The organism is Bacillus sp. AFS073361 (genome assembly GCF_002567005.1).
GTDB lineage: Bacteria > Bacillota > Bacilli > Bacillales > Cytobacillaceae > Neobacillus.
Genome location: NZ_NUZU01000005.1, coordinates 41,223 through 64,082 on the forward strand (window position 1 = coordinate 41,223; position 22,860 = coordinate 64,082).

A 22,860-nucleotide genomic window follows, 5' to 3' on the forward strand; every position below is an offset into this window, starting at 1 on the left:
GATATAATTATTTTTTGACGAAATAAAAATTTAATGATTTTTAATAGATGGGAGAGAGAAAGATGAGCGAACATGCCGACGGCAAAAAAGAGCGATTCCAACTCTTGCTCCAGCAGCTGCAATTAATCGAGGATGCTGTTGTAGTGCATTTCAACAATGCGCAAATAGATAGGCTTTTAGTTGAAAAAAAGAATCGAAAGTGGCATTTTCAATTTTCACTCGAAAATATCCTTCCCTATAATATCTACGTTTTGTTTACGACACAACTTGAACGGACATTTTCAAACATTGCCACGATATCGTTCCAAATTAATGTAACAAACCAAACCATTTCATCTGAATTAATACGAGATTATTGGAGTTATAGCATTCAGCAAATCGATGGGATTGCTCCGCCGCTTTTAAAACTTTTACATGAACAACTCCCTGAAGTGAATGGAAATAAACTAACAATTACAGTTCGTAACGATACAGAGGGACTTGCGTTAAAGAGGAAATATGGAGAGATAATCTCAAATATATATCAATCATTTGGATTTCCTAGCCTTTCAATAGAGACGGACCTGAAAAATGTAGAAAAAAGTGATGAATACCAACAATTTTTACTTGCTAAGCAAAAAGAAGATCAAGAACGCGGACTGCAGGCAATGGTTGAATTGCAGAAAAAAGAAGCTGAAAAAGATCAAGCTTCGGGTGATTTGCCATCTGGACCACTTACTATTGGTCTTACGATTAAAGATAATAACGACTTCCGCAGTTTGATTGATATTGTTGATGAAGAAAGAAGAGTAGCAGTGGAAGGTTACATCTTTGATGCTGAGATTCGTGAACTCAGGAGCGGCAGGTCGCTGTTAACCTTTAAAATAACTGATTATACAAGTTCCATCATGGTAAAAATGTTTTCACGAGACAAAGAGGACGCCGCTCTCTTCCAACTAGTCAAGAAGGGGATGTGGGTAAAGGTTCGAGGAAGCATTCAAAATGATACCTTTGTCCGAGACCTTGTCATGATAGGAAATGATATCAATGAAATCAAACCTGCAGGTCGTAAGGATACGGCTCCTGAAGATGAAAAACGGGTTGAGCTCCATCTTCATACCCCGATGAGTCAAATGGATGCTGTCACACCTGTAAGTGCGTTGATTGCTCAGGCAAAAAAATGGGGGCATAAAGCGATTGCCGTTACCGATCACGCTGTTGCCCAATCCTTTCCTGAAGCATATGGTGCAGGGAAGAAAAATGATATTAAAATTCTCTATGGCGTTGAAGTAAACTTAGTAGATGATGGGGTCCCAATCGCCTATAATGATGCGCACCGTCAGCTTACCGAGGATACTTATGTCGTTTTTGACGTTGAAACGACGGGTCTCTCAGCAGTGTACAACACTATTATCGAACTAGCTGCTGTAAAAATACATGATGGAGAAATCATTGATCGATTTGAATCCTTTGCCAATCCACATCACCGATTATCGGCAACAACAATCAATCTCACTGGAATAACGGACGACATGGTCCAAACGGCTCCGGAAATAGAAGAAGTTCTTCGGAATTTTAGAGAATGGGTCGGAGATTCTGTCCTTGTTGCCCATAATGCTTCCTTCGATATGGGTTTCCTAAATGTCGGCTATAAGAAAATAGGCTTTGATAAAGCAAATAATCCTGTTATTGATACGCTTGAACTAGGACGCTTCCTGTATCCAGAGATGAAAAACCATCGGTTAAATACGCTGGCAAAGAAGTTCGATATTGAATTAACCCAGCATCACCGGGCGATTTATGATGCGGAAGCCACTGGTTATTTACTTTTGAAAATGTTAAAAGATTCATTAGAAAAAGGAATCGAATATCATGATCAATTTAATGATAATATGGGTAAAGGCAATGCTTACCAACGTGCACGTCCCTATCACTGTACATTATTAGCTCAGACTCAAGCAGGTTTAAAGAATCTGTTTAAACTTGTATCCATTTCTCATCTTGAATACTTTTATCGTGTCCCACGATTGCCTCGATCTGTTTTACAAAAATACAGAGAAGGGATTCTTGTTGGCTCCGGATGTAATAAAGGGGAAGTATTTGAGGGGATGATGCAAAAGTCTCCAGAGGAAGTGGAAGGCGCTGCCCGCTTTTATGATTACATTGAAGTCATGCCAAAAGAAGTCAATGCCCCTTTAATTGAAATGGAATTAGTGAGCGATGAAAAAGCAATGGAAGACATTATTGCGAAAATCGTTAAATTGGGAGATAAATTAGGTCTTCCAGTTGTTGCCACAGGGAATGTCCATTATCTTAACGAAAATGATAAAATTTATCGCAAAATATTAATTAATTCGCAAGGGGGAGCGAATCCGCTCAACCGTCATCAACTTCCAGATGTTCACTTTAGAACAACCAATGAAATGCTTGATGCCTTTTCATTTTTAGGAAAAGAGAAAGCAAAAGAAATTGTCGTCACGAACACAAATAAAATTGCTGATATGATTGAAGTCATTAAACCAATTAAAGATGATTTGTATACACCGAAAATTGAGGGTGCCGATGAAGAAATGCGCGAAATGAGTTACGGAATGGCACGGAAGATTTACGGTGACAACTTGCCTGAAATTGTTGAAGCCCGGTTAGAAAAAGAACTGAAAAGTATAATTGGACATGGATTTGCCGTTATTTATTTGATTTCACACAAGTTAGTAAAAAAATCATTAGATGATGGTTACCTTGTAGGTTCCAGGGGATCTGTCGGCTCATCACTGGTTGCAACGATGACAGAAATTACGGAAGTAAATCCACTGCCGCCACATTATGTTTGTCCAACCTGTAAGCATTCAGAGTTCTTTAATGATGGATCAGTTGGGTCTGGGTTTGATTTACCTGATAAAGATTGTCCGCAATGCGGCGGTAAATACCATAAAGACGGACACGATATTCCGTTCGAAACGTTCCTTGGATTTAAAGGGGATAAGGTTCCCGATATCGATTTAAACTTCTCTGGTGAGTACCAGCCGCGTGCCCATAACTATACGAAGGTTCTTTTCGGTGAGGAATATGTTTATCGTGCTGGGACAATAGGCACGGTTGCCGATAAAACAGCTTTTGGTTATGTGAAGGCATATCAGCAGGATAACAATCTTCAACTCCGCGGTGCCGAAGTGGAACGATTAGCTACGGGATGTACAGGAGTTAAAAGAACAACGGGACAGCACCCGGGGGGGATTATCGTAATCCCTGATTACATGGATGTTTATGATTTTTCACCGATTCAATTCCCAGCTGACGATAGAAATTCAGAATGGAAGACCACTCATTTCGATTTCCATTCCATCCATGATAATGTCTTAAAGCTCGATATTCTAGGGCACGACGATCCGACAGTCATTAGGATGCTTCAGGATCTGAGCGGAATGGATCCAAAAACAATCCCAACCGATGACCCTGAAGTTATGAAGATATTCAGCGGAACCGAGTCATTAGGTGTAACTGAACAACAAATCATGTGTAAAACCGGTACACTGGGTATTCCTGAGTTTGGGACTCGATTTGTTCGTCAGATGCTAGAAGATACAAAACCAACTACTTTTTCTGAACTAGTGCAAATCTCAGGTCTGTCTCATGGTACCGATGTATGGCTTGGGAATGCTCAGGAATTAATTCATAATAAAACATGTAATCTGAGTGAAGTAATTGGCTGCCGGGATGATATCATGGTCTACCTTATTTATCAGGGATTGGATCCTTCCTTTGCTTTTAAAATTATGGAATCCGTTCGTAAAGGTAAAGGGTTAAGTGAAGAAATGGAAGCTGAGATGAGGAAAAATGAGGTTCCGGAATGGTACATCGACTCCTGTAAAAAGATCAAGTATATGTTCCCTAAAGCTCACGCGGCTGCCTATGTACTTATGGCAGTTAGAATTGCCTATTTCAAGGTTCATTTGCCGCTCCTATATTATGCCGCTTACTTTACTGTACGTGCTGAAGACTTTGATATTGAAGCGATGTCGCGCGGTTCAGAAGCAATTCGTGCTAAAATTGAGGAAATTAATGCTAAAGGCTTGGAAGCATCAAACAAAGAGAAAAACTTATTGACGGTATTAGAACTAGCATTAGAAATGACAGAAAGAGGCTTTGTATTCCAAAACTATGATTTATATAAATCTTCTGCCTCTGAATTTATCATTGAAGGCAATTCCTTAATACCGCCATTTAATTCGATTCCAGGTCTTGGAACAAATGCAGCCTATAATATTGTCAAAGCTCGGGAATCAGGAGAGTTTTTATCTAAAGAAGATTTGCAGCAGCGCGGAAAAGTATCTAAAACTATCCTTGAATATTTGGACAAACAGGGGTGTCTCGCATCCCTTCCAGAGCAAAACCAGTTATCGTTGTTTTAAATAGGAAAATACTTGACAAACGGCGAAGCTATTTGCATAAAAATGATGGTTATGGTATAGTTTTATTGGAAATACTAAGAAATACTCTCGTGAACAAGAGTGGGGAAACCCGCTCTTTCCTTTTTGTATACGACTTTTTTTCTTAGTATAACTTGATAAAACTTTCCGTGAACTACATACAATATGGGTGAAATTATCGGAAAAGGAGGTAAAGCATGAGCAAGGTAACGGAAGTTGTAGAAGAATTGGCTGCACCTATTTTTCAAGAACTTGGTTTAGAATTAGTGGAAATTGAGTATGTGAAAGAAGGGAAAAGTTGGTTTCTACGCGTATATATCGATAAAGACAACGGTGTTGATATTGAAGATTGCGGACTCGTTAGCGAAAAACTCAGCGAAAAACTCGATGAGCTTGATCCGATTCCCCATAACTATTTTCTTGAAGTTTCTTCACCTGGGGCAGAGCGTCCATTAAAAAAAGATAAAGACTTTCAAAAAGCAATCGGTAAAAATGTTTTTATCAAAACTTATGAACCAATCGATGGGGAAAAAAGCTTTGAAGGGACCTTATTAGAATTTGATGGACAACTTTTAAAAATTGAAATGAAAATAAAGACCCGTAAGAAGACGATTGAACTTCCCTATGAAAAGGTAGCAAATGCGCGTTTAGCAGTTACATTTTCGTAATGAAATTATTGGAAAAAGATAGGGGGATACACAAAGATGAGCAGCGAATTATTAGATGCTCTTACTATACTGGAAAGAGAAAAAGGTATTTCCAGAGATGTTATCATTGAAGCAATTGAAGCAGCCCTTGTTTCGGCGTATCGCCGAAACTTTAATCAGGCACAGAATGTAAGGATTGATTTAAATTTACAGACAGGATCGATGCGTGTTTTTGCTAGAAAAGAAGTCGTCGATCAGGTATTTGACCCTCGTCTTGAAATTTCCTTAGAGGATGCTAGACAAATCTCACCAAATTATCAAGTTGAAGATGTTGTCGAAATGGAAGTCACTCCTAAAGATTTCGGACGGATTGCTGCTCAGACCGCTAAACAAGTTGTTACCCAGCGTGTTAGAGAAGCAGAACGAGGAATTATTTATTCAGAATTTATTGACCGTGAAGAAGATATTATGACTGGTATTGTTCAAAGATTGGACTCCAAATTTATTTATGTAAGTCTTGGGAAAATCGAGGCCTTACTCCCAGTGAATGAGCAGATGCCCAATGAACGGTATAAACCCCATGATCGAATCAAAGTATTTATCACAAAAGTTGAAAAAACAACCAAGGGTCCCCAGATATTTGTTTCACGGACACATCCAGGCCTCTTAAAACGTCTGTTTGAGATTGAAGTACCTGAAATTTATGATGGAACCGTTGAAATTAAATCAGTTGCTCGTGAGGCAGGAGACCGCTCGAAAATCTCTGTTCATTCAGATAATCCCGAGGTAGACCCTGTTGGTTCTTGTGTTGGACCAAAAGGAGCAAGGGTTCAAGCGGTTGTTAATGAATTAAAAGGTGAGAAAATCGATATTGTTAAGTGGTCAGCGGATCCTGTTGTTTTTGTGGCAAATTCTCTTAGCCCGTCTAAAGTTTTAGATGTTATGGTGAATGAAAATGAAAAAGCAACTACTGTTGTTGTTCCTGATTATCAACTTTCATTAGCAATTGGTAAACGGGGACAAAACGCCCGCTTGGCAGCAAAATTAACAGGCTGGAAAATTGATATTAAATCTGAAACAGAAGCACGCGAAATTGGTATCTATCCGCGTGAAGAAACCATTAGGCTTTTTGATGATCATGTTGAAAATGACTTCGATTATGAAGAAGAGCTTGATTAAAAAGTGAGGTGAATGATGAGTGAACCAAAAGAAAAAAGTTCCTTTGCGTAAGTGTGTAGCAACCGGTGAAATGAAGCCGAAAAAAGAACTAGTTCGCATCGTTCGCTCAAAAGAAGGGGATGTATCCATCGATCTGACGGGAAAGAAATCCGGAAGGGGTGCCTACCTTTCAAAGGACAAGGAAGCAATCTTACTTGCCAAGAAAAAAAATACCCTATCTAATCACTTACAGGTTTCTATAAATGATTCGTTATACGAAGAGCTACTTGAGCTTATAGAGAAGGAGAATTGACAATCCAAATGAAAGATAATCAATGGATGTCATTGCTTGGCTTGGCCAATCGAGCACGTAAAATCATATCAGGTGAGGAGCTAACCGTGAAGCAGATTCAAAGCGGAAAAGCACGACTCATTTTATTATCAGCAGATGCTTCTGCAAATACGACAAAAAAAATTACTGATAAGTGTAATTCGTATGAGGTTCCATATAAATTTGTGGAAAATCGTCATCTTCTTGGCCAAGCGATTGGCAAGGAAGCCCGCGTTGTTGTAGCTGTACTGGATGATGGCTTTGCAAAAAAAATGGTAACGTTGCTCGATTAAATCTAGCGGGGGTGAAAAGATGAGTAAAATACGTGTATATGAATACGCAAAAAAACACAACATTTCAAGTAAAGAAATCATCACTAAACTAAAAGAAATGAATATAGAGGTCTCTAATCATATGGCAACAATAGAAGACGCAGACGTTAAAAAGCTTGATGAAACATTCAGCAAAAAAGAGAACAAGACATCACAACAACAAGAAAATAAACAAAATGGACAACAGTCGCAACGAACTAATTCACGTCCAGCTCAAGGGCAGCAACGTCAAAACCAAAGACCTGCTCAATCCACACAGCGACCACAAGTACAAACCAAAACCGCTAAAGCATTTGAGGAAGCGGCAGATAATAATGTTGCTCCAACAAAAGTTAAAGTGGTCTCTCCTCCAAAATCAGGAGATGGAAAGAAACAAAATCAGGAATATCAATCAAAAGAAAATAAGGTCTTTAATAATGCTGATAAAGCAAAGTCTAAGCCTTATAATAACAACCAAAACCGCAATAATAATAATAATAAAAATAAAAAGAAAAATCATACGCCAGTTCAACAAACACAGCCACAGAAGAAAAAAGAGAAGGAACTTCCAGCTAAAATTACTTTTAGTGAATCTCTAACGGTTGGCGAGTTAGCGAAAAAGATCTATCGTGAGCCTTCGGAAATTATTAAAAAGCTCTTTTTACTTGGAGTAATGGCAACAATTAACCAGGTATTAGATAAAGATGCGATTGAATTAATTGCAAGCGAGTATGGTGTTGAGGTTGAAGAAGAAATTAAAGTGGATACAACAGACCTTGAAGTATACTTTACTGAGGATTCAGAGGATTCTCTTGTAGAAAGACCTTCTGTCGTTACAATTATGGGTCACGTCGACCATGGGAAAACAACCTTGCTTGACTCCATTCGTAACACAAAGGTAACGGAAGGAGAAGCCGGGGGAATTACTCAACATATTGGTGCGTACCAAGTTGTTGAAAACGGCAAAAAAATTACCTTCCTTGATACTCCAGGACACGCTGCCTTTACGACAATGCGTGCACGTGGAGCTAAAATTACGGATATTACCATTCTTGTCGTAGCTGCTGATGATGGTGTAATGCCACAAACGGTTGAAGCGATTAACCATGCAAAAGCTGCTGAGGTTCCAATTATTGTCGCAGTGAATAAAATGGACAAAGAAGCTGCCAATGCGGACCGTGTAATGCAGGAATTAACAGAACATGGTTTAGTTTCTGAGGCTTGGGGCGGGGATACTATCTTTGTTCCCCTATCTGCAAAAACAGGTGAAGGTATCGATAACCTATTAGAGATGATTCTTCTCGTTAGTGAAGTAGAAGAGTATAAAGCTAATCCAGATAGAAAAGCAGTCGGAACAGTCATCGAGGCACAATTGGATAAAGGGCGTGGATCTGTAGCCACATTATTAGTCCAAAACGGTACATTAAAAATCGGTGATCCAATCGTAGTTGGTAACACGTTCGGTCGTGTACGTGCGATGGTAAATGACAAAGGCCGCCGTGTGAAAGAAGCAGGTCCATCCACACCAGTTGAAATAACAGGACTTAATGATGTGCCGCAGGCAGGGGACCGTTTTGTCGTATTTGAAGATGAGAAAACTGCACGACAAGTCGGGGAAGCTCGTGCTCAATCTGCATTAGCTGCTCAACGTGGAGAAAAATCCATTGTTAGCTTAGAAACTCTATTTGATCAATTGAAACAGGGCGAAATGAAGGACTTAAACATCATCCTGAAAGCAGATGTTCAAGGCTCTGCGGAGGCTGTTGCTGCTTCATTGCAAAAAATAGATGTTGAGGGAGTAAACATTAAAATTATTCATAGTGGTGCGGGTGCCATTAATGAATCTGATATTACCCTTGCTGCAGCTTCAAATGCCATTGTTATTGGTTTTAATGTTCGTCCAGATGTTAATGCCAAACGGGCAGCAGAGGCTGAGAAAGTAGACGTTCGTCTTCACCGTATTATTTATAAAGTTATCGAAGAGATTGAAGCGGCTATGAAAGGTATGCTTGATCCTGAATTCCAAGAGAAGATTATTGGTCAAGCAGAGATTCGTCAAACTTTCAAGGTTTCAAAAGTGGGGACGATTGCTGGTTCATATGTTACAGATGGTAAAATTACCCGTGACAGTGGAATTCGTCTAATTCGTAACGGTGTTGTAACCTTTGAAGGTAATATTGATGCATTAAAACGATTTAAGGATGACGTAAAAGAAGTATCACAAGGGTACGAATGTGGAATTACCATTAAAAACTTTAATGATGTGAAAGAAGGAGACATCATTGAAGCATATGTAATGGAAGAAATTGAACGTAAATGATCATCGGTGCTGCTGAATGCGAATGTATAATTTATGATGCGCATTCTTTAAAAGAGAAACGAGCGGTTTTGCAAAGAATCCTAACTCGCTTAAAACAGAAATTTAATGTTTCTGTAGCTGAAGTAGGTTTTCAGGATGTGTGGCAGCGAACGAAAATTGCGATCGTTGTCGTCACTTCCACTCGTGTAAACACGGAACATGAGTTGAATAACGCGTTAAAATTAATTGACTCCTTTCCAGAAATAGAGAGAACGATCACCGAGATTGAATGGCTTTAAGTTAAGAGGTGAATGTGATGAGCCACAGAGCAAATCGTGTTGGAGAACAAATGAAGAAAGAACTTGGTGACATCATCGGTCGTAAAATAAAAGACCCACGGATTGGTTTTGTTACGGTTACCGATGTCGAAGTAACAGGTGATCTACAACAGGCTAAAGTATATATTTCCGTATTAGGTGATGAAGAACAAAGGGAAAATACTTTAAAGGGCCTAGCTAAAGCGAAAGGCTTTATTCGGACCGAAATTGGCCACCGAATCCGCCTTCGAAAAACCCCTGAGATTATCTTTGAATGGGATGAATCAATCGATTACGGGAATCGAATTGATACACTTCTTCACCAACTGCATAAGGATGAAAAGCCTTTAGAAAATAGGGAAGAAAAATAACTGGATAGACATATGTCTATCCTTTTTTTGATTGGAGGTTTTACAGTGGAAGGAATTCTACCTTTATTTAAACCAGCGGGACTAACATCCCATGATTGTGTCTTTCGGTTACGGAAGATATTAAAAACAAAAAAAGTGGGGCATACGGGCACATTAGATCCCGACGTCACAGGTGTACTTCCGATATGTATTGGAAAAGCAACTAAAGTGGCCGAATATATTACGGATGCAGGTAAAGCATACGAGGGAGAAGTCACTATTGGTTATTCAACAACAACGGAAGATGCGTCAGGAGAAACAGTTGCCCAAAAGCCAGTAACCAGGGTTATTCAACGGGAAGAAATTCTTAAAGTTTTAAAGTCATTAACTGGTGAAATTGAACAAACACCGCCAATGTTTTCGGCAGTAAAAGTTGGTGGTGTCCGACTGTATGAATACGCGCGAAAAGGAATCGAAGTCGAAAGGCCAACTCGAAAGGTAACGATTTATTCAATCGACTTATTAGACGATCGATCTGAATATATCGGTGAAACGGTAAAATTTAAGTTTAGAGTCAGTTGTAGTAAAGGAACGTATATTCGGACCTTAGCCGTAATGATTGGTGAAATGCTTGGCTATCCAGCACATATGTCCTACCTGGAAAGAGTTCAATCAGCTTCTTATTCCTTAGAGGACTGCTTAACGTTTGAAGAGATTGAAAAACATATGGAAGCTGGAACGATTTCGAGTGTATTAAGGCCTCTAGAAACTGCACTTTCTCATTTGCCGAAACTCCAAATTAATGATAAAGTAGCAGAGAAAGTGAAAAATGGCGCATTATTACAAATGCCTGAACATTTAAAAACTAGTAACGGACCGATTATCGTTGAAACTGTAGATGGACTGGCTCTTGCTATTTATTCAAAGCATCCTAACAAGCCTGACCTCTTTAAACCAGTTAAAGTGCTACGAAATGATTTAGATTAAAAGGTACGGTATAGAAAAGGTGAGTTTCTTTTGGAAGTAATTAGGCTTAGATTCCCATTTAATAATGCAATAAATGAATATCCGCCTCTCTCAATGGCGTTAGGCTACTTTGATGGTGTTCACCGTGGACATCAACAGGTAATTCTCGAGGCTAAAAAGCAAGCTAAAGAAAAAGGAATATGCAGTGCGGTGATGACATTTGACCCGCATCCTTCTGTAGTATTAGGAAAAACAGATAATCAGATTAAGTCTATTTCCCCATTAACTGAAAAAATAAAGATCATTGAAGAGCTAGGAATTGATTATTTATTTATTATTCATTTTAGTGTGGAATTTGCTAATCTACTGCCACAGGAATTTATTGACCAATGTGTGATTAGCCTGAACGTAAGGCATGTGGTCGCTGGCTTTGACTTTACCTATGGACGAATGGGAAAAGGAACAATGGAAACATTGCCTTTTCATTCTAGAGATAAATTTTCTTTTTCAGTTGTTCCAAAATTTACACAAGGTGATGAAAAGGTAAGTTCAACTAGAATTCGCAAACTGCTTAAAGAAGGCAGGACCAATGAACTCTATTCACTTTTAGGCCGATATTATACAACATCAGGCATCGTCATCCATGGTGATAAACGAGGCCGGACGATTGGTTTTCCTACTGCGAATGTATATTTAAATGATGATTATATTATGCCGCCTGTTGGTGTTTATGCCGTTCGAATGAAGGTACATTCAAAATGGTATGCTGGCGTATGTAATATTGGCTATAAGCCTACATTTAATAAGGATGCACTCCTACCTTCCGTGGAAGTCCACTTATTTGATTTTAATGAAAATATCTATGGTGAAGAAGTGATTATTGAATGGCATCTCCACTTACGTAATGAACAAAAATTTTCAGGAATTCAAGAGCTAGTCGCGCAAATTGAACGAGATAAGCAAAATTCACTTAATTACTTTAACAAATAAGCTAGGTTATCGGTTACTATAGCCAAGTTGATTGGAGCAGGAGGCTCCCGGGAGTGCCCGTGATCCGCTCGCGCCTGAAGAGGAAATCAGACATTCTTCTTAAATATCGTCTTAAAAGGTGTTTTTCCTACAATAAACTTCGTTATATCCTTGCTTTTTGGCGTAAAAAGTTGTATTCTTATTAACGTATTAAAAATAACCTCTACTTGGCAAGACGAATCACCAACGCTTGCTCGGTATCAGGGGATTTGTAAAATTTAGGAGGTGAATACGGATGGCAATCACTCAAGAACGTAAAAATGAACTTATCAATGAGTTTAAAACTCATGAAAGCGACACTGGATCTGCAGAAGTTCAAATCGCTGTCCTTACAGAATCAATCAACAATTTGAATGAGCACTTACGTACTCATAAGAAAGATCACCACTCACGTCGCGGTCTTTTGAAAATGGTTGGTAAACGTCGTAATCTTTTAACATTCCTACGTAACAAAGATGTTCAACGTTACCGTGTGTTAATTAATAAGCTTGGTCTACGTCGTTAGTTTACAGAAGCGGGATTATTCCCGCTTTTTTATTAGGCTAAAAAAGCTTACAGCTAAAAAAAGAATTTTTTATACATATTTTTAAGTCAGGACTTTTTTGTGCATACTAATAAGGTGATTTGCATTGATAATATAAGCTTTTTAAGCTTTTTAATATTAGTTTAGAATGATGATTACAGCGAGGGTAGAAATTTTCGCTTCATCCTCCTAAGTGATTTAGATAGAGAGGGGTAAAAATATGGAACAATTGAAACATGAGTATTCCATTGTTTGGGCAGGTCGTAAATTAACCGTCGAAATTGGACAATTAGCCAAACAGGCAAACGGTGCTGTCCTAGTTCGTTATGGGGACACAGCAGTATTGAGTACGGCAACAGCATCAAAAGAACCTAAAAACTTAGACTTTTTCCCATTAACTGTTAACTATGAAGAACGTTTGTATGCAGTTGGTAAAATTCCAGGGGGCTTCATTAAACGTGAAGGCCGTCCAAGTGAAAAGGCAATCTTAGCAAGCCGACTGATTGACAGACCTATTCGTCCACTATTTGCTGATGGGTTCCGTAATGATGTTCAGGTTATTAGTATTGTCATGAGTGTGGATCAAGACTGTTCAACAGAAATGGCTGCAATGTTTGGTTCGTCATTAGCACTAAGCACTTCGGATATCCCATTTGAAGGACCGATTGCTGGCGTGGTTGTTGGTCGGGTGAATAATGAATTTGTCATTAATCCAACCGTTGAGCAAGCTGAAAAGAGTGATATACATTTAACAGTAGCCGGTACGAAAGATGCCATTAATATGGTTGAAGCAGGGGCATTAGAGGTTCCTGAGGAAACCATGCTTGAAGCGATTATGTTTGGTCATGATGAGATTAAGCGCCTCATTGAATTCCAAGAAAAAATTGTCGCTGAAATAGGCAAGCCAAAAAGAGAAATAACTCTTTATGAGATTGATAAGGACCTCGAGGCTGAAGTGAGGGAAATGTGTGAAGCCGATATGGTAAATGCTATTCAGGTTCAAGAGAAGCATGCCCGTGAAGATGCCATTAAAGAGGTGAAAAACCGAGTAATTGCTAAATTTGAAGAACAAGAAGCAACAGATGAAGATCTGAAACAAGTTAAGCAAATATTGGACAAGATTGTTAAAGGTGAAGTCCGCCGTTTAATTACAGTTGAAAAGGTTCGTCCTGATGGCCGTAAAATCGATGAAATCCGTCCGCTTTCTTCACAGATTAGTATTTTACCTCGTACACATGGTTCTGGTCTGTTCACACGTGGTCAAACTCAAGCGCTCAGCATTTGTACTCTTGGGGCAATGGGTGACGTACAAATTCTTGATGGTCTCGGTATTGAAGAAGAGAAACGCTTTATGCACCATTATAACTTCCCTTCCTTCAGTGTTGGTGAAACAGGTCCAATTCGTGGTCCGGGTCGTCGTGAAATTGGTCATGGTGCACTTGGAGAGCGTGCGCTTGAACCAATTGTACCGTCTGAGAAGGATTTCCCATACACCATTCGTCTTGTATCTGAAGTGCTTGAATCCAATGGTTCTACGTCACAGGCAAGTATTTGTGCAAGTACATTAGCGATGATGGATGCTGGAGTGCCGATTAAAGCACCTGTTGCCGGAATTGCAATGGGTCTCGTTAAATCAGGTGAACACTATACCGTATTATCAGATATCCAAGGAATGGAAGATCATCTTGGAGATATGGATTTTAAGGTGGCAGGTACAGCTAAAGGGGTTACTGCCCTTCAAATGGATATTAAGATTGAAGGACTATCCCGTGAGATATTAGAAGAAGCTCTTCAACAAGCCAAAGTTGGCAGAATGCATATTTTGGATTCAATGTTAGCCACAATTTCTGAACCAAAAACAGAGCTTTCACAATTTGCACCAAAAATCTTAACGATGACAATCAATCCAGATAAAATTCGTGATGTTATTGGACCAAGTGGAAAACAAATCAATAAGATTATTGAGGAAACTGGTGTTAAGATTGATATTGAGCAAGATGGTACAGTATTTATCGCCTCAACAAATCAAGAAATGAACCAAAAAGCCAAGAAGATCATCGAAGATATTGTTCGTGAGGTCCAAGTAGGTGAATTGTATCTTGGTAAGGTGAAACGAATTGAAAAATTTGGAGCCTTTGTAGAAATCTTTGCTGGGAAAGATGGTCTTGTGCATATATCTGAACTTGCTGAAGAACGTGTTGGTAAGGTCGAGGATGTTGTAAAAATAGGGGACGAACTTTTAGTGAAGGTAACTGAAATTGATAAACAAGGTCGTGTGAACCTTTCCCGAAAAGCTGTTTTAAAAGAACAACGTGAAAAGGCAGAAGAAAACAAATCGTAAGAGTTTAGAATGATGAGTCAGGGTCCTTACCCTGGCTTTTTCGATTTGTTAAACATGTTCCTTTTTTCTTCTTATAATAGCATTAGTTGTATTAAACCGAGAGTTCTACCTTGTCCTTTCTTTACATAATCTTTATGGAAAGGGGGAAAGTTAGATGAAAAAGGTTTATTTCATTATAATCATATGTGTAGCCGGATGGATCGCGGTAAGTAATCCATTTGTTAGCAAATATTTATCTTTTAAAATGGAATCATCTTTGCCAGCAGTAAAAGAATCAGACCCTCTTTATCAAAGCATTATTAAAAATGCTCCTACATATGAAATATCGCCTAAAGATGCAACTATAGACAGGGTTTGGAAAGCAATTCCAGGCTATAATGGACGTGAGGTTGACATTGCTGCATCATATAAAAATATGAAAAGCAAAGGTGTTTTTAATGAAAAGAAACTCGTCTTCACAGAGATTAAGCCTAAGGTGCACCTTAATGATTTACCGCCATCCCCTATTTATAAAGGGAATCCTGATAAACCAATGGTAGCTTTTATTATTAATGTGGCCTGGGGCAATGAATATTTATCAGAAATGCTTGCTACATTAAAAAGGCAAAATGTTTCGGTTAGTTTTTTTCTGGAAGGAAATTGGACTAAGAAAAACCCTGAACTCGCTAAATTGATCGTTACTTCTGGACATGAAGTCGGTAATCATTCTTATTCTCACCCTGATATGAAGCAATTAACAGCTAGCAGGGCCAGAGAACAAATTCAAAAAACCAACGAAATTATTGAAGCTGCTACCGGTAAGAAATGTATTTGGTTTGCCCCGCCTAGTGGCAGTTATCGGGATGAAACAATAAAAGTGGCTGCTGAATTTAAAATGAAGACGGTTATGTGGACGGTTGATACGGTTGATTGGAGAAAACCATCTCCAGATCAGCTAATTTCCCGTGTCATGTCAAAAATTGATAATGGTTCAATGGTTCTTATGCATCCAACTGAGTCTACTGCAAAATCACTTGATCGCTTAATCACTCAAATTAAACAAAAGAATTTAAAAATCGGAACAGTTTCTGAGTTGATGAGCGAAGAAAGAGTGGAATAATTTTAACGTAAGAAATACTTGAAATTGGAGAAAATACAACATTATAAGTATAATGTAAGATGGAGAAGTAGCTGCGTTTGTTTATAGACTGGAGGAAGTAGATGATTAATAAATACACTTGCCAAAATGGCGTAAGAATTGTTTTAGAAAATATTCCTACCGTACGTTCCGTAGCAATTGGTGTTTGGATTGGTACTGGTTCAAGAGATGAGAACCCCGAGAACAATGGGATATCCCATTTTCTTGAGCATATGTTCTTTAAAGGCACCACCACGAGATCTGCGAAGGAAATAGCTGAATCCTTTGATAGCATTGGCGGACAGGTGAATGCATTTACATCTAAGGAATATACATGCTATTATGCTAAAGTTCTTGATACTCATTCCCAATTTGCACTAGATGTGCTCGCAGATATGTTCTTCAATTCCACATTTGTGGAAGAGGAATTAAACAAAGAGAGAAATGTAGTTTTAGAAGAAATAAAAATGTATGAAGATACCCCTGATGATATCGTTCATGATTTATTGAGCAGGGCTGTTTTTGGAGACCATCCATTAGGCTATCCGATTCTAGGGACAGAAGAAATACTTAATACATTTACTGGAGAAACTCTAAAAGAATACATTCATGAGAGATATACTCCAGAAAATGTGGTCATCTCAATTGCAGGAAATGTTACTGATGCATTTATTAAAGAAGTTGAAAAGTATTTTGGTTCCTATAAAGGTGGTAACAGTCAAGTTACTGAAAATATTCCTACTTTTCATTCGAATCAAATCTCGCGAAAAAAAGAAACAGAACAGGCCCATTTATGTATAGGTTATGAAGGATTAAAGGTCGGCCATGAAGATATTTACAGCCTGATTACTTTAAATAATATTTTAGGCGGCAGTATGAGCTCAAGATTGTTCCAAGAGGTTCGCGAACAACGGGGCTTAGCATATTCAGTATTCTCATACCATTCTGCTTACCAAGATAGTGGTATTGTAACAGTATACGGTGGGACTGGTGCGAAGCAGCTGAATGTATTATTTGATACCATTCAAGAAACACTTAATACATTGAAGCGAGATGGAATTACTGAAAAGGAATTAACGAATAGCAAAGAGCAGCTAAAAGGCAGCTTGATGCTAAGTCTTGAGAGCACAAATAGCCGGATGAGCCGGAATGGAAAAAATGAACTTTTATTAAAACGTCATCGTTCACTTGATGAAATAATTGAACAGATTGATTCGGTTACAAAAAACGGAGTCGATGAAATGGCAAGAAATATCTTTACAGATAAATATTCTGTCACTTTGATAAGCCCAGACGGAGAATTTCCTAATAAACTTGCATAAAAAGAAGAGGTATTCCATTTAGATGGATACCTCTTTTTATATAGGAAAACTTAACCACTAAGTTCTAAAATCTTTTCTTTAGTCTAAATAAGGACTTCCTCCTATAGACTATTAGTAAGGTGGAAAGGAAGGGGGGCATTTGCATTGAGATTGAGTGAATTAAGCGGGAAAGAAATTGTTGATGTAAAAAAGGCCGAACGAATGGGAGTACTCGGACAAACTGATTTAGAAATTAATGAAGGGACAGGCCAAATTCAGGCACTGCTTATTCCTTCTATAAAATGGTTTGGTTTTCGAAAACAAGGGGAAGAAATTAGGGTTCCGTGGCATCATATAAAAAAAATAGGCTCTGATATGATCATTATCGATGTACCAGACGAGGATTAATACACGCAAGCCCATGGAGGCCCAAGCAAGATTCATCTTGCTTGGGCTTTTTTATTTAGTACGTATGGAAAACTCACCGAATGAAGAGAACCGACATAAGATGGTGGAGTGATATATAGAAAAGGATTCTCTTAGTAGGATTTTTAAAAAAAGAAGGTGAATGTTTTCATGCTGACAGGGATGCAGATTGCCGTGATTGGCGGGGATGCCAGACAGCTGGAAATCATCCGCAAGTTAACCGAATTAGATGCGAGATTATCGCTTATTGGTTTTGAGCAACTTGATCACGCATTTACAGGTGCGGTCAAGGAAAAGTTGGATGAAGTAGATTTTTCAAATATGGATAACCTTATCCTGCCAGTACCCGGTACAAATTTAGAAGGTCAGGTAGAAACAATCTTTTCTAATGAAAAGGTTATTTTGACAGGGGATTTGCTTGCAAAGACCCCCGAGCATTGTACGGTTTATTCCGGAATTAGCAATCCCTACTTAAATGGAATTACTAAGGAAGCTAAACGAACTCTTATACAATTATTTGAAAGGGATGATGTGGCCATCTACAATTCAATTCCAACGGTTGAAGGGACAATAATGATGGCGATTCAACATACCGACTTTACCATACATGGGTCAAATATTGCGGTTCTAGGCTTAGGGAGAGTGGGGATGAGTGTGGCAAGAACCTTTGCTGCACTAGGAGCAAAAGTTAAGGTGGGAGCAAGGAAAAGTGAGCATATAGCTCGGATAACTGAGATGGGATTGACACCATTCCATTTAAATAATCTAGTTAATGAAGTAAAAGACACTGATATTTTAATAAACACAGCACCACATTTGATCGTGACAGCGATGGTTATCTCAAAAATGCCTTCACATACGCTCATTATTGACTTGGCCTCCAAGCCAGGAGGTACTGATTTTCGTTATGCTGAAAAAAGAGGGATTAAAGCATTGCTTGCACCGGGGCTGCCTGGGATTGTCGCTCCAAAAACGGCGGGTCAAATTTTGGCCAATGTTCTTGCCCAACTGCTTCAAGATGATTTAAGAAAGCGAAAGGGGAAAGTGAAATGAGTTTAAAAGGTAAAAGAATTGGCTTTGGCTTAACCGGCTCTCATTGTACGTATGATGCAGTATTCCCAGAAATTGAAAAGTTAGTTCAAGCCGGTGCAGAGGTAATGCCTGTCGTTACTTTTACGGTTAAAAATACAGATACCCGCTTTGGAAAAGGAGAAGATTGGATCCAAAGAATTGAAGATTTAACAGGAAACAAAGTGATCGACTCCATTGTAAAAGCAGAGCCGCTCGGACCAAAAATTCCTTTGGATTGTATGGTAATTGCTCCATTAACAGGGGTATCAATGAGTAAATTTGCGAATGCCATGAATGATAGTCCAGTATTAATGGCAGCAAAAGCAACACTGCGTAACTTAAAACCAGTGGTGCTGGGGATTTCAACAAATGATGCACTCGGTTTAAATGGAGTAAATTTAATGAGACTAATGGCTACCAAGAATATATACTTTATTCCATATGGGCAGGATGATCCAATTAAAAAACCAAATTCAATGGTTGCAAGAATGACATTGCTCACAGAAACAGTTGAAGCAGCTATCGAAGGGAAACAAATTCAACCTGTATTAGTAGAAAGGTATAAAGATTCTGACTAATAATTCCTTCATTCATCAAAATAGGTTATTTCTTTTAAGGAATATGTTAAAATAAATTATTCTATCATCAGTGGGAAGATTCAACCCACTGATGAGAAATAAAAAATTATTAATAACATGCTGGATGCTTTATACAGGCGATTTCCTTTTAAAGTATATAACCAGTTATGTACAACGATGAGTATGGAAGGGGAAAACTAGTAATGACTCAACAAAATGGATATCACGTTGCTGTTGTTGGAGCAACAGGAGCAGTCGGACAACAAATGATACAAACATTAATGAAAGAAAACTTCCCAATCAGAAAACTTACCCTATTATCTTCAGCACGTTCAGCAGGTAAAAAAGTAGATGTTAATGGTCAAGAATATACGATTGAAGAAGCAAAGCCTGAGAGTTTTGAAGGCGTTGAGATAGCCCTTTTTAGTGCAGGCGGTAGTGTATCAAAGGAGCTTGGTCCAGAAGCAGTTAAGCGCGGTGCGATCGTGGTGGACAACACTAGCGCTTTTAGAATGGATGAGAATACACCTTTAGTTGTACCAGAAGTGAACGAAGAAGACCTTCATCAACATAATGGGATTATTGCTAACCCAAATTGTTCCACCATTCAAATGGTTGTTGCCCTTGAGCCAATTCGTCAACAATTTGGTTTAAAGAAAGTTATCGTCTCCACTTATCAAGCTGTCTCCGGTTCAGGTGCAGCAGCTGTCGAGGAATTAATGCAGCAAACTCAGTCAATCTTAAACGAAGAAGCATATGAACCAAAGATTTTACCAGTGAAATCAGATAAAAATCACTATCAAATTGCTTTTAACGCGATTCCACAAATCGATAAATTTCAAGATAACGGATATACATTTGAAGAGATGAAAATGATTAATGAAACTAAAAAAATCATGCACTTACCAGAGTTACAGGTTTCTGCAACTTGCGTTCGACTTCCTGTAGCAGTTGGTCATTCTGAGTCAGTTTATTTTGAAATTGAAGCGGATGATGTTAGTGCGAATGACATTAAAGCATTATTAAAGGATGCTCCAGGTATTATTTTACAAGATGATCCAGAAAATCAATTATATCCAATGCCTGCAAATTGCGTTGGGAAAAATGATGTTTTTGTCGGTCGAATTAGAAAGGACCTCGATGAATCTCGTGGTTTTCATATGTGGGTTGTCTCTGATAACTTGCTTAAAGGAGCAGCTTGGAACTCTGTCCAAATCGCAGAAAGTTTAGTGAAATTAGGTATTGTAAAATAAAGTTACATCACAAAGGCAGGTTTTTGTGTCACCATGAAAATTATTGTTCAAAAATTTGGCGGTACATCTGTAAAAGATGAAGAAAGCAGAAAATATGCTCAGAGCCATATCGAAAAAGCTTTAGCAGATGGCTATAAAGTGGTAGTTGTAGTTTCCGCGATGGGAAGAAAAGGTGACCCTTATGCAACAGATTCATTACTTTCTTTAGTCGGTGGAAATTTAAGTAAAATTTCAAAACGCGAACATGATTTATTATTGTCATGTGGTGAAGTTATATCTAGTGTTGTGTTTGTGAATATGCTGCTTGAGAGCGGAATTAGTGCTGTATCATTAACTGGTGCACAAGCAGGTTTCCGTACAAACAATGACCATACAAATGCAAAAATTATTGATATGCAATGTGATCGGTTGCTTAGTGAGTTAGAAAGTAATGATGTTGTCGTGGTAGCAGGCTTTCAAGGTGCGGCAAATAATGGTGATATGACAACCATTGGCCGGGGTGGAAGTGACACTTCAGCGGCTGCCTTAGGAGCTGCCCTAAATGCTGAGTATATTGATATTTTTACAGATGTGGAAGGAATTATGACAGCAGACCCGCGTATTGCTGAAAATGCAAGACCACTATCTGTTGTAACTTACACAGAAGTGTGTAATATGGCTTATCAAGGTGCAAAGGTCATTCACCCTAGGGCGGTTGAAATCGCTATGCAGGCAAAAGTGCCAATCCGGATTCGTTCAACCTATTCAGATAATTTAGGAACATTGGTCACATCCATAAATAAAAATAATCGTGGCAGTGATATAAAGGAACGTGTTGTTACCGGAATCGCTCATGTTTCAAATGTTACCCAAATTAAAGTCTTTGCAAAAAAGGATCAATATTACTTGCAGGCTGAAGTATTTAAGGCGATGGCCAATGAAGGCATCAGTGTAGATTTTATCAATATTTCTCCTAATGGTGTAATCTATACAGTTACGGAAGAAATGACGGATCGTGCAATTACAGTTCTAAATGAATTAGGCAATGACCCCGTCGTTGAGCGTCATTGTGCTAAGGTTTCTGTTGTTGGTGCAGGAATTGCCGGTGTCCCTGGTGTTACCTCCAAAATCGTGACGGCTTTATCGGATTATGGGATTCGTATATTACAATCTGCAGATAGTCATACTACGATTTGGGTACTTGTAAAGCAGGATGATTTAGTTAAATCGGTTAATGCCCTTCATGATGCCTTTCAGTTAGAAGATGAATCAGTAGAATTTAATATTACTGATTTATAAAAGTTATCTTCAAATGAATAGTAAATCCCTAAGATGAATTGTGGATTTAATTATGCTTGATGGTATTGAGAGGAGTAGAAATATGGTTCATTTCGGGCGAGTTTCGACGGCAATGGTAACTCCCTTTGATAAAAAAGGACATATTGACTTTGCTAAAACCACGCAATTAGTGAATTATTTAATTGAAAATGGAACAGAATCCCTAGTAATTGCTGGGACCACTGGTGAATCTCCAACCTTGTCTAAGGAAGAAAAACTGGCATTATTTGATCATGTTGTTAAAGTAGTAAATAAGCGCATTCCAGTAATAGCTGGAACAGGAAGCAATAATACTTATGCATCCATTGAATTAACAAAAAAAGCTGAGCAGCTTGGAGTGGATGCAATAATGATTGTTGCTCCTTATTATAATAAACCAAATCAAGAAGGCCTTTATCAGCATTTCAAGGCTGTTGCAGAAGCAACCTCCTTGCCGGTAATGGTTTACAACATACCAGGCCGTTCTGCAGTTAATATCCATCCTGATACGATTATTCGATTATCAAAGATAGCAAATATTGTAGCAGTTAAGGAAGCAAGCGGTGATCTGAATGCAATGACACATATCGTTGCTAATACAGATGATGATTTTGTTTTATATAGTGGGGATGACAGTATGACAATCCCTGTGCTTTCTATTGGCGGGGTAGGTGTAATTTCGGTTGCATCTCACGTTATTGGGAATCAACTGCAGGAAATGGTTAAAGCTTTTTTTAATGGTGAAAACGAAAAGGCTGCTAAAATGCATCAACAGCTTCTCCCAATTATGCAAGGGTTATTTGCTGCTCCGAGTCCTGCTCCTGTAAAAACGGCTTTACAGGTATCAGGATTAGATGTCGGGTCAGTAAGGCTCCCACTCGTTGGGCTGACAGAACAAGAACGAGCAACATTAATTACTCTATTAAAACAAATAAAATGAATAGTCAAAGCCAACCGGATCAAAAAGTCGGTTGGCTTTTTTATTTAAAAGGCTGTGTTAAGGCTTATTGTATATTTTGGCACCCTGTTGATTGGAGCGGAAATCAACAGGCAACTTTAACAGAGCCATCAGAAAAAGTCATTATTGCATTTTTGTTGGAAAGGTTTTCAAAAATCAAGTATAATAATTATAACTGATTT

20 protein-coding genes are annotated in these 22,860 nt (G+C 38.5%); all 20 read left to right on the top strand.

The window, feature by feature from the left end; all coding sequences use genetic code 11:
* Positions 1-62: 62 nt before the first annotated feature.
* Complete coding sequence (locus COJ96_RS03910) at positions 63-4,388, top strand: PolC-type DNA polymerase III (protein ID WP_098571692.1); 4,326 nt, start codon at positions 63-65, stop codon at positions 4,386-4,388.
* A 215-nt stretch (positions 4,389-4,603) separates the two neighbouring features.
* Positions 4,604-5,074: a ribosome maturation factor RimP gene (gene rimP / locus COJ96_RS03915; RefSeq protein WP_098571693.1), complete on the top strand. Its 471-nt coding sequence runs from the start codon at positions 4,604-4,606 to the stop codon at positions 5,072-5,074.
* 36 nt (positions 5,075-5,110) lie between these two features.
* Positions 5,111-6,232, top strand: a complete 1,122-nt coding sequence (gene nusA, locus COJ96_RS03920) for a transcription termination factor NusA (protein ID WP_098571694.1) — start codon at positions 5,111-5,113, stop codon at positions 6,230-6,232.
* 19 nt (positions 6,233-6,251) lie between these two features.
* The gene (gene rnpM / locus COJ96_RS03925; protein ID WP_098571695.1) at positions 6,252-6,524 is read left to right on the top strand and encodes an RNase P modulator RnpM; all 273 of its coding nucleotides are present in this window, start codon (positions 6,252-6,254) and stop codon (positions 6,522-6,524) included.
* A gap of 8 nt (positions 6,525-6,532) precedes the next feature.
* Positions 6,533-6,835, top strand: a complete 303-nt coding sequence (locus COJ96_RS03930) for a YlxQ family RNA-binding protein (RefSeq protein WP_098571750.1) — start codon at positions 6,533-6,535, stop codon at positions 6,833-6,835.
* A 19-nt stretch (positions 6,836-6,854) separates the two neighbouring features.
* Positions 6,855-9,173: a translation initiation factor IF-2 gene (infB, locus tag COJ96_RS03935; protein WP_098571696.1), complete on the top strand. Its 2,319-nt coding sequence runs from the start codon at positions 6,855-6,857 to the stop codon at positions 9,171-9,173.
* Entirely contained in the window at positions 9,170-9,451 is a 282-nt protein-coding gene (locus tag COJ96_RS03940) for a DUF503 domain-containing protein (protein ID WP_098571697.1), read from the top strand. The genes infB and COJ96_RS03940 overlap by 4 nt, the downstream gene beginning before the upstream one ends.
* Positions 9,452-9,468: 17 nt before the next feature.
* Positions 9,469-9,840: a 30S ribosome-binding factor RbfA gene (rbfA, locus tag COJ96_RS03945; RefSeq protein WP_098571698.1), complete on the top strand. Its 372-nt coding sequence runs from the start codon at positions 9,469-9,471 to the stop codon at positions 9,838-9,840.
* A gap of 45 nt (positions 9,841-9,885) precedes the next feature.
* Positions 9,886-10,806, top strand: a complete 921-nt coding sequence (truB, locus tag COJ96_RS03950; RefSeq protein WP_098571699.1) for a tRNA pseudouridine(55) synthase TruB — start codon at positions 9,886-9,888, stop codon at positions 10,804-10,806.
* A 30-nt stretch (positions 10,807-10,836) separates the two neighbouring features.
* A complete protein-coding gene (ribF, locus tag COJ96_RS03955) occupies positions 10,837-11,775 on the top strand; it encodes a bifunctional riboflavin kinase/FAD synthetase (RefSeq protein WP_098571700.1) in 939 nt (312 codons plus the stop codon).
* A gap of 274 nt (positions 11,776-12,049) precedes the next feature.
* Entirely contained in the window at positions 12,050-12,319 is a 270-nt protein-coding gene (gene rpsO / locus COJ96_RS03960; protein WP_026566475.1) for a 30S ribosomal protein S15, read from the top strand.
* 238 nt (positions 12,320-12,557) lie between these two features.
* Complete coding sequence (gene pnp / locus COJ96_RS03965) at positions 12,558-14,678, top strand: polyribonucleotide nucleotidyltransferase (protein WP_098571701.1); 2,121 nt, start codon at positions 12,558-12,560, stop codon at positions 14,676-14,678.
* Positions 14,679-14,832: 154 nt separating this feature from the next.
* A complete protein-coding gene (locus tag COJ96_RS03970; protein ID WP_098571702.1) occupies positions 14,833-15,777 on the top strand; it encodes a polysaccharide deacetylase family protein in 945 nt (314 codons plus the stop codon).
* Between the two features lie 101 nt (positions 15,778-15,878).
* Entirely contained in the window at positions 15,879-17,117 is a 1,239-nt protein-coding gene (locus COJ96_RS03975; protein WP_098571703.1) for a M16 family metallopeptidase, read from the top strand.
* A 144-nt stretch (positions 17,118-17,261) separates the two neighbouring features.
* Positions 17,262-17,504: a YlmC/YmxH family sporulation protein gene (locus tag COJ96_RS03980; protein ID WP_098571704.1), complete on the top strand. Its 243-nt coding sequence runs from the start codon at positions 17,262-17,264 to the stop codon at positions 17,502-17,504.
* A 168-nt stretch (positions 17,505-17,672) separates the two neighbouring features.
* Complete coding sequence (gene dpaA, locus COJ96_RS03985) at positions 17,673-18,575, top strand: dipicolinic acid synthetase subunit A (protein ID WP_098571705.1); 903 nt, start codon at positions 17,673-17,675, stop codon at positions 18,573-18,575.
* On the top strand, positions 18,572-19,171 hold the full coding sequence (gene dpaB, locus COJ96_RS03990) for a dipicolinate synthase subunit B (protein ID WP_026566481.1): 600 nt from the start codon (positions 18,572-18,574) through the stop codon (positions 19,169-19,171). The genes dpaA and dpaB overlap by 4 nt, the downstream gene beginning before the upstream one ends.
* Before the next feature lie 203 nt (positions 19,172-19,374).
* Complete coding sequence (gene asd / locus COJ96_RS03995; RefSeq protein ID WP_098571706.1) at positions 19,375-20,424, top strand: aspartate-semialdehyde dehydrogenase; 1,050 nt, start codon at positions 19,375-19,377, stop codon at positions 20,422-20,424.
* A gap of 33 nt (positions 20,425-20,457) precedes the next feature.
* Positions 20,458-21,702: an aspartate kinase gene (dapG, locus tag COJ96_RS04000; protein ID WP_098571707.1), complete on the top strand. Its 1,245-nt coding sequence runs from the start codon at positions 20,458-20,460 to the stop codon at positions 21,700-21,702.
* Between the two features lie 82 nt (positions 21,703-21,784).
* Positions 21,785-22,660: a 4-hydroxy-tetrahydrodipicolinate synthase gene (gene dapA, locus COJ96_RS04005; RefSeq protein WP_098571708.1), complete on the top strand. Its 876-nt coding sequence runs from the start codon at positions 21,785-21,787 to the stop codon at positions 22,658-22,660.
* Positions 22,661-22,860: the final 200 nt, after the last annotated feature.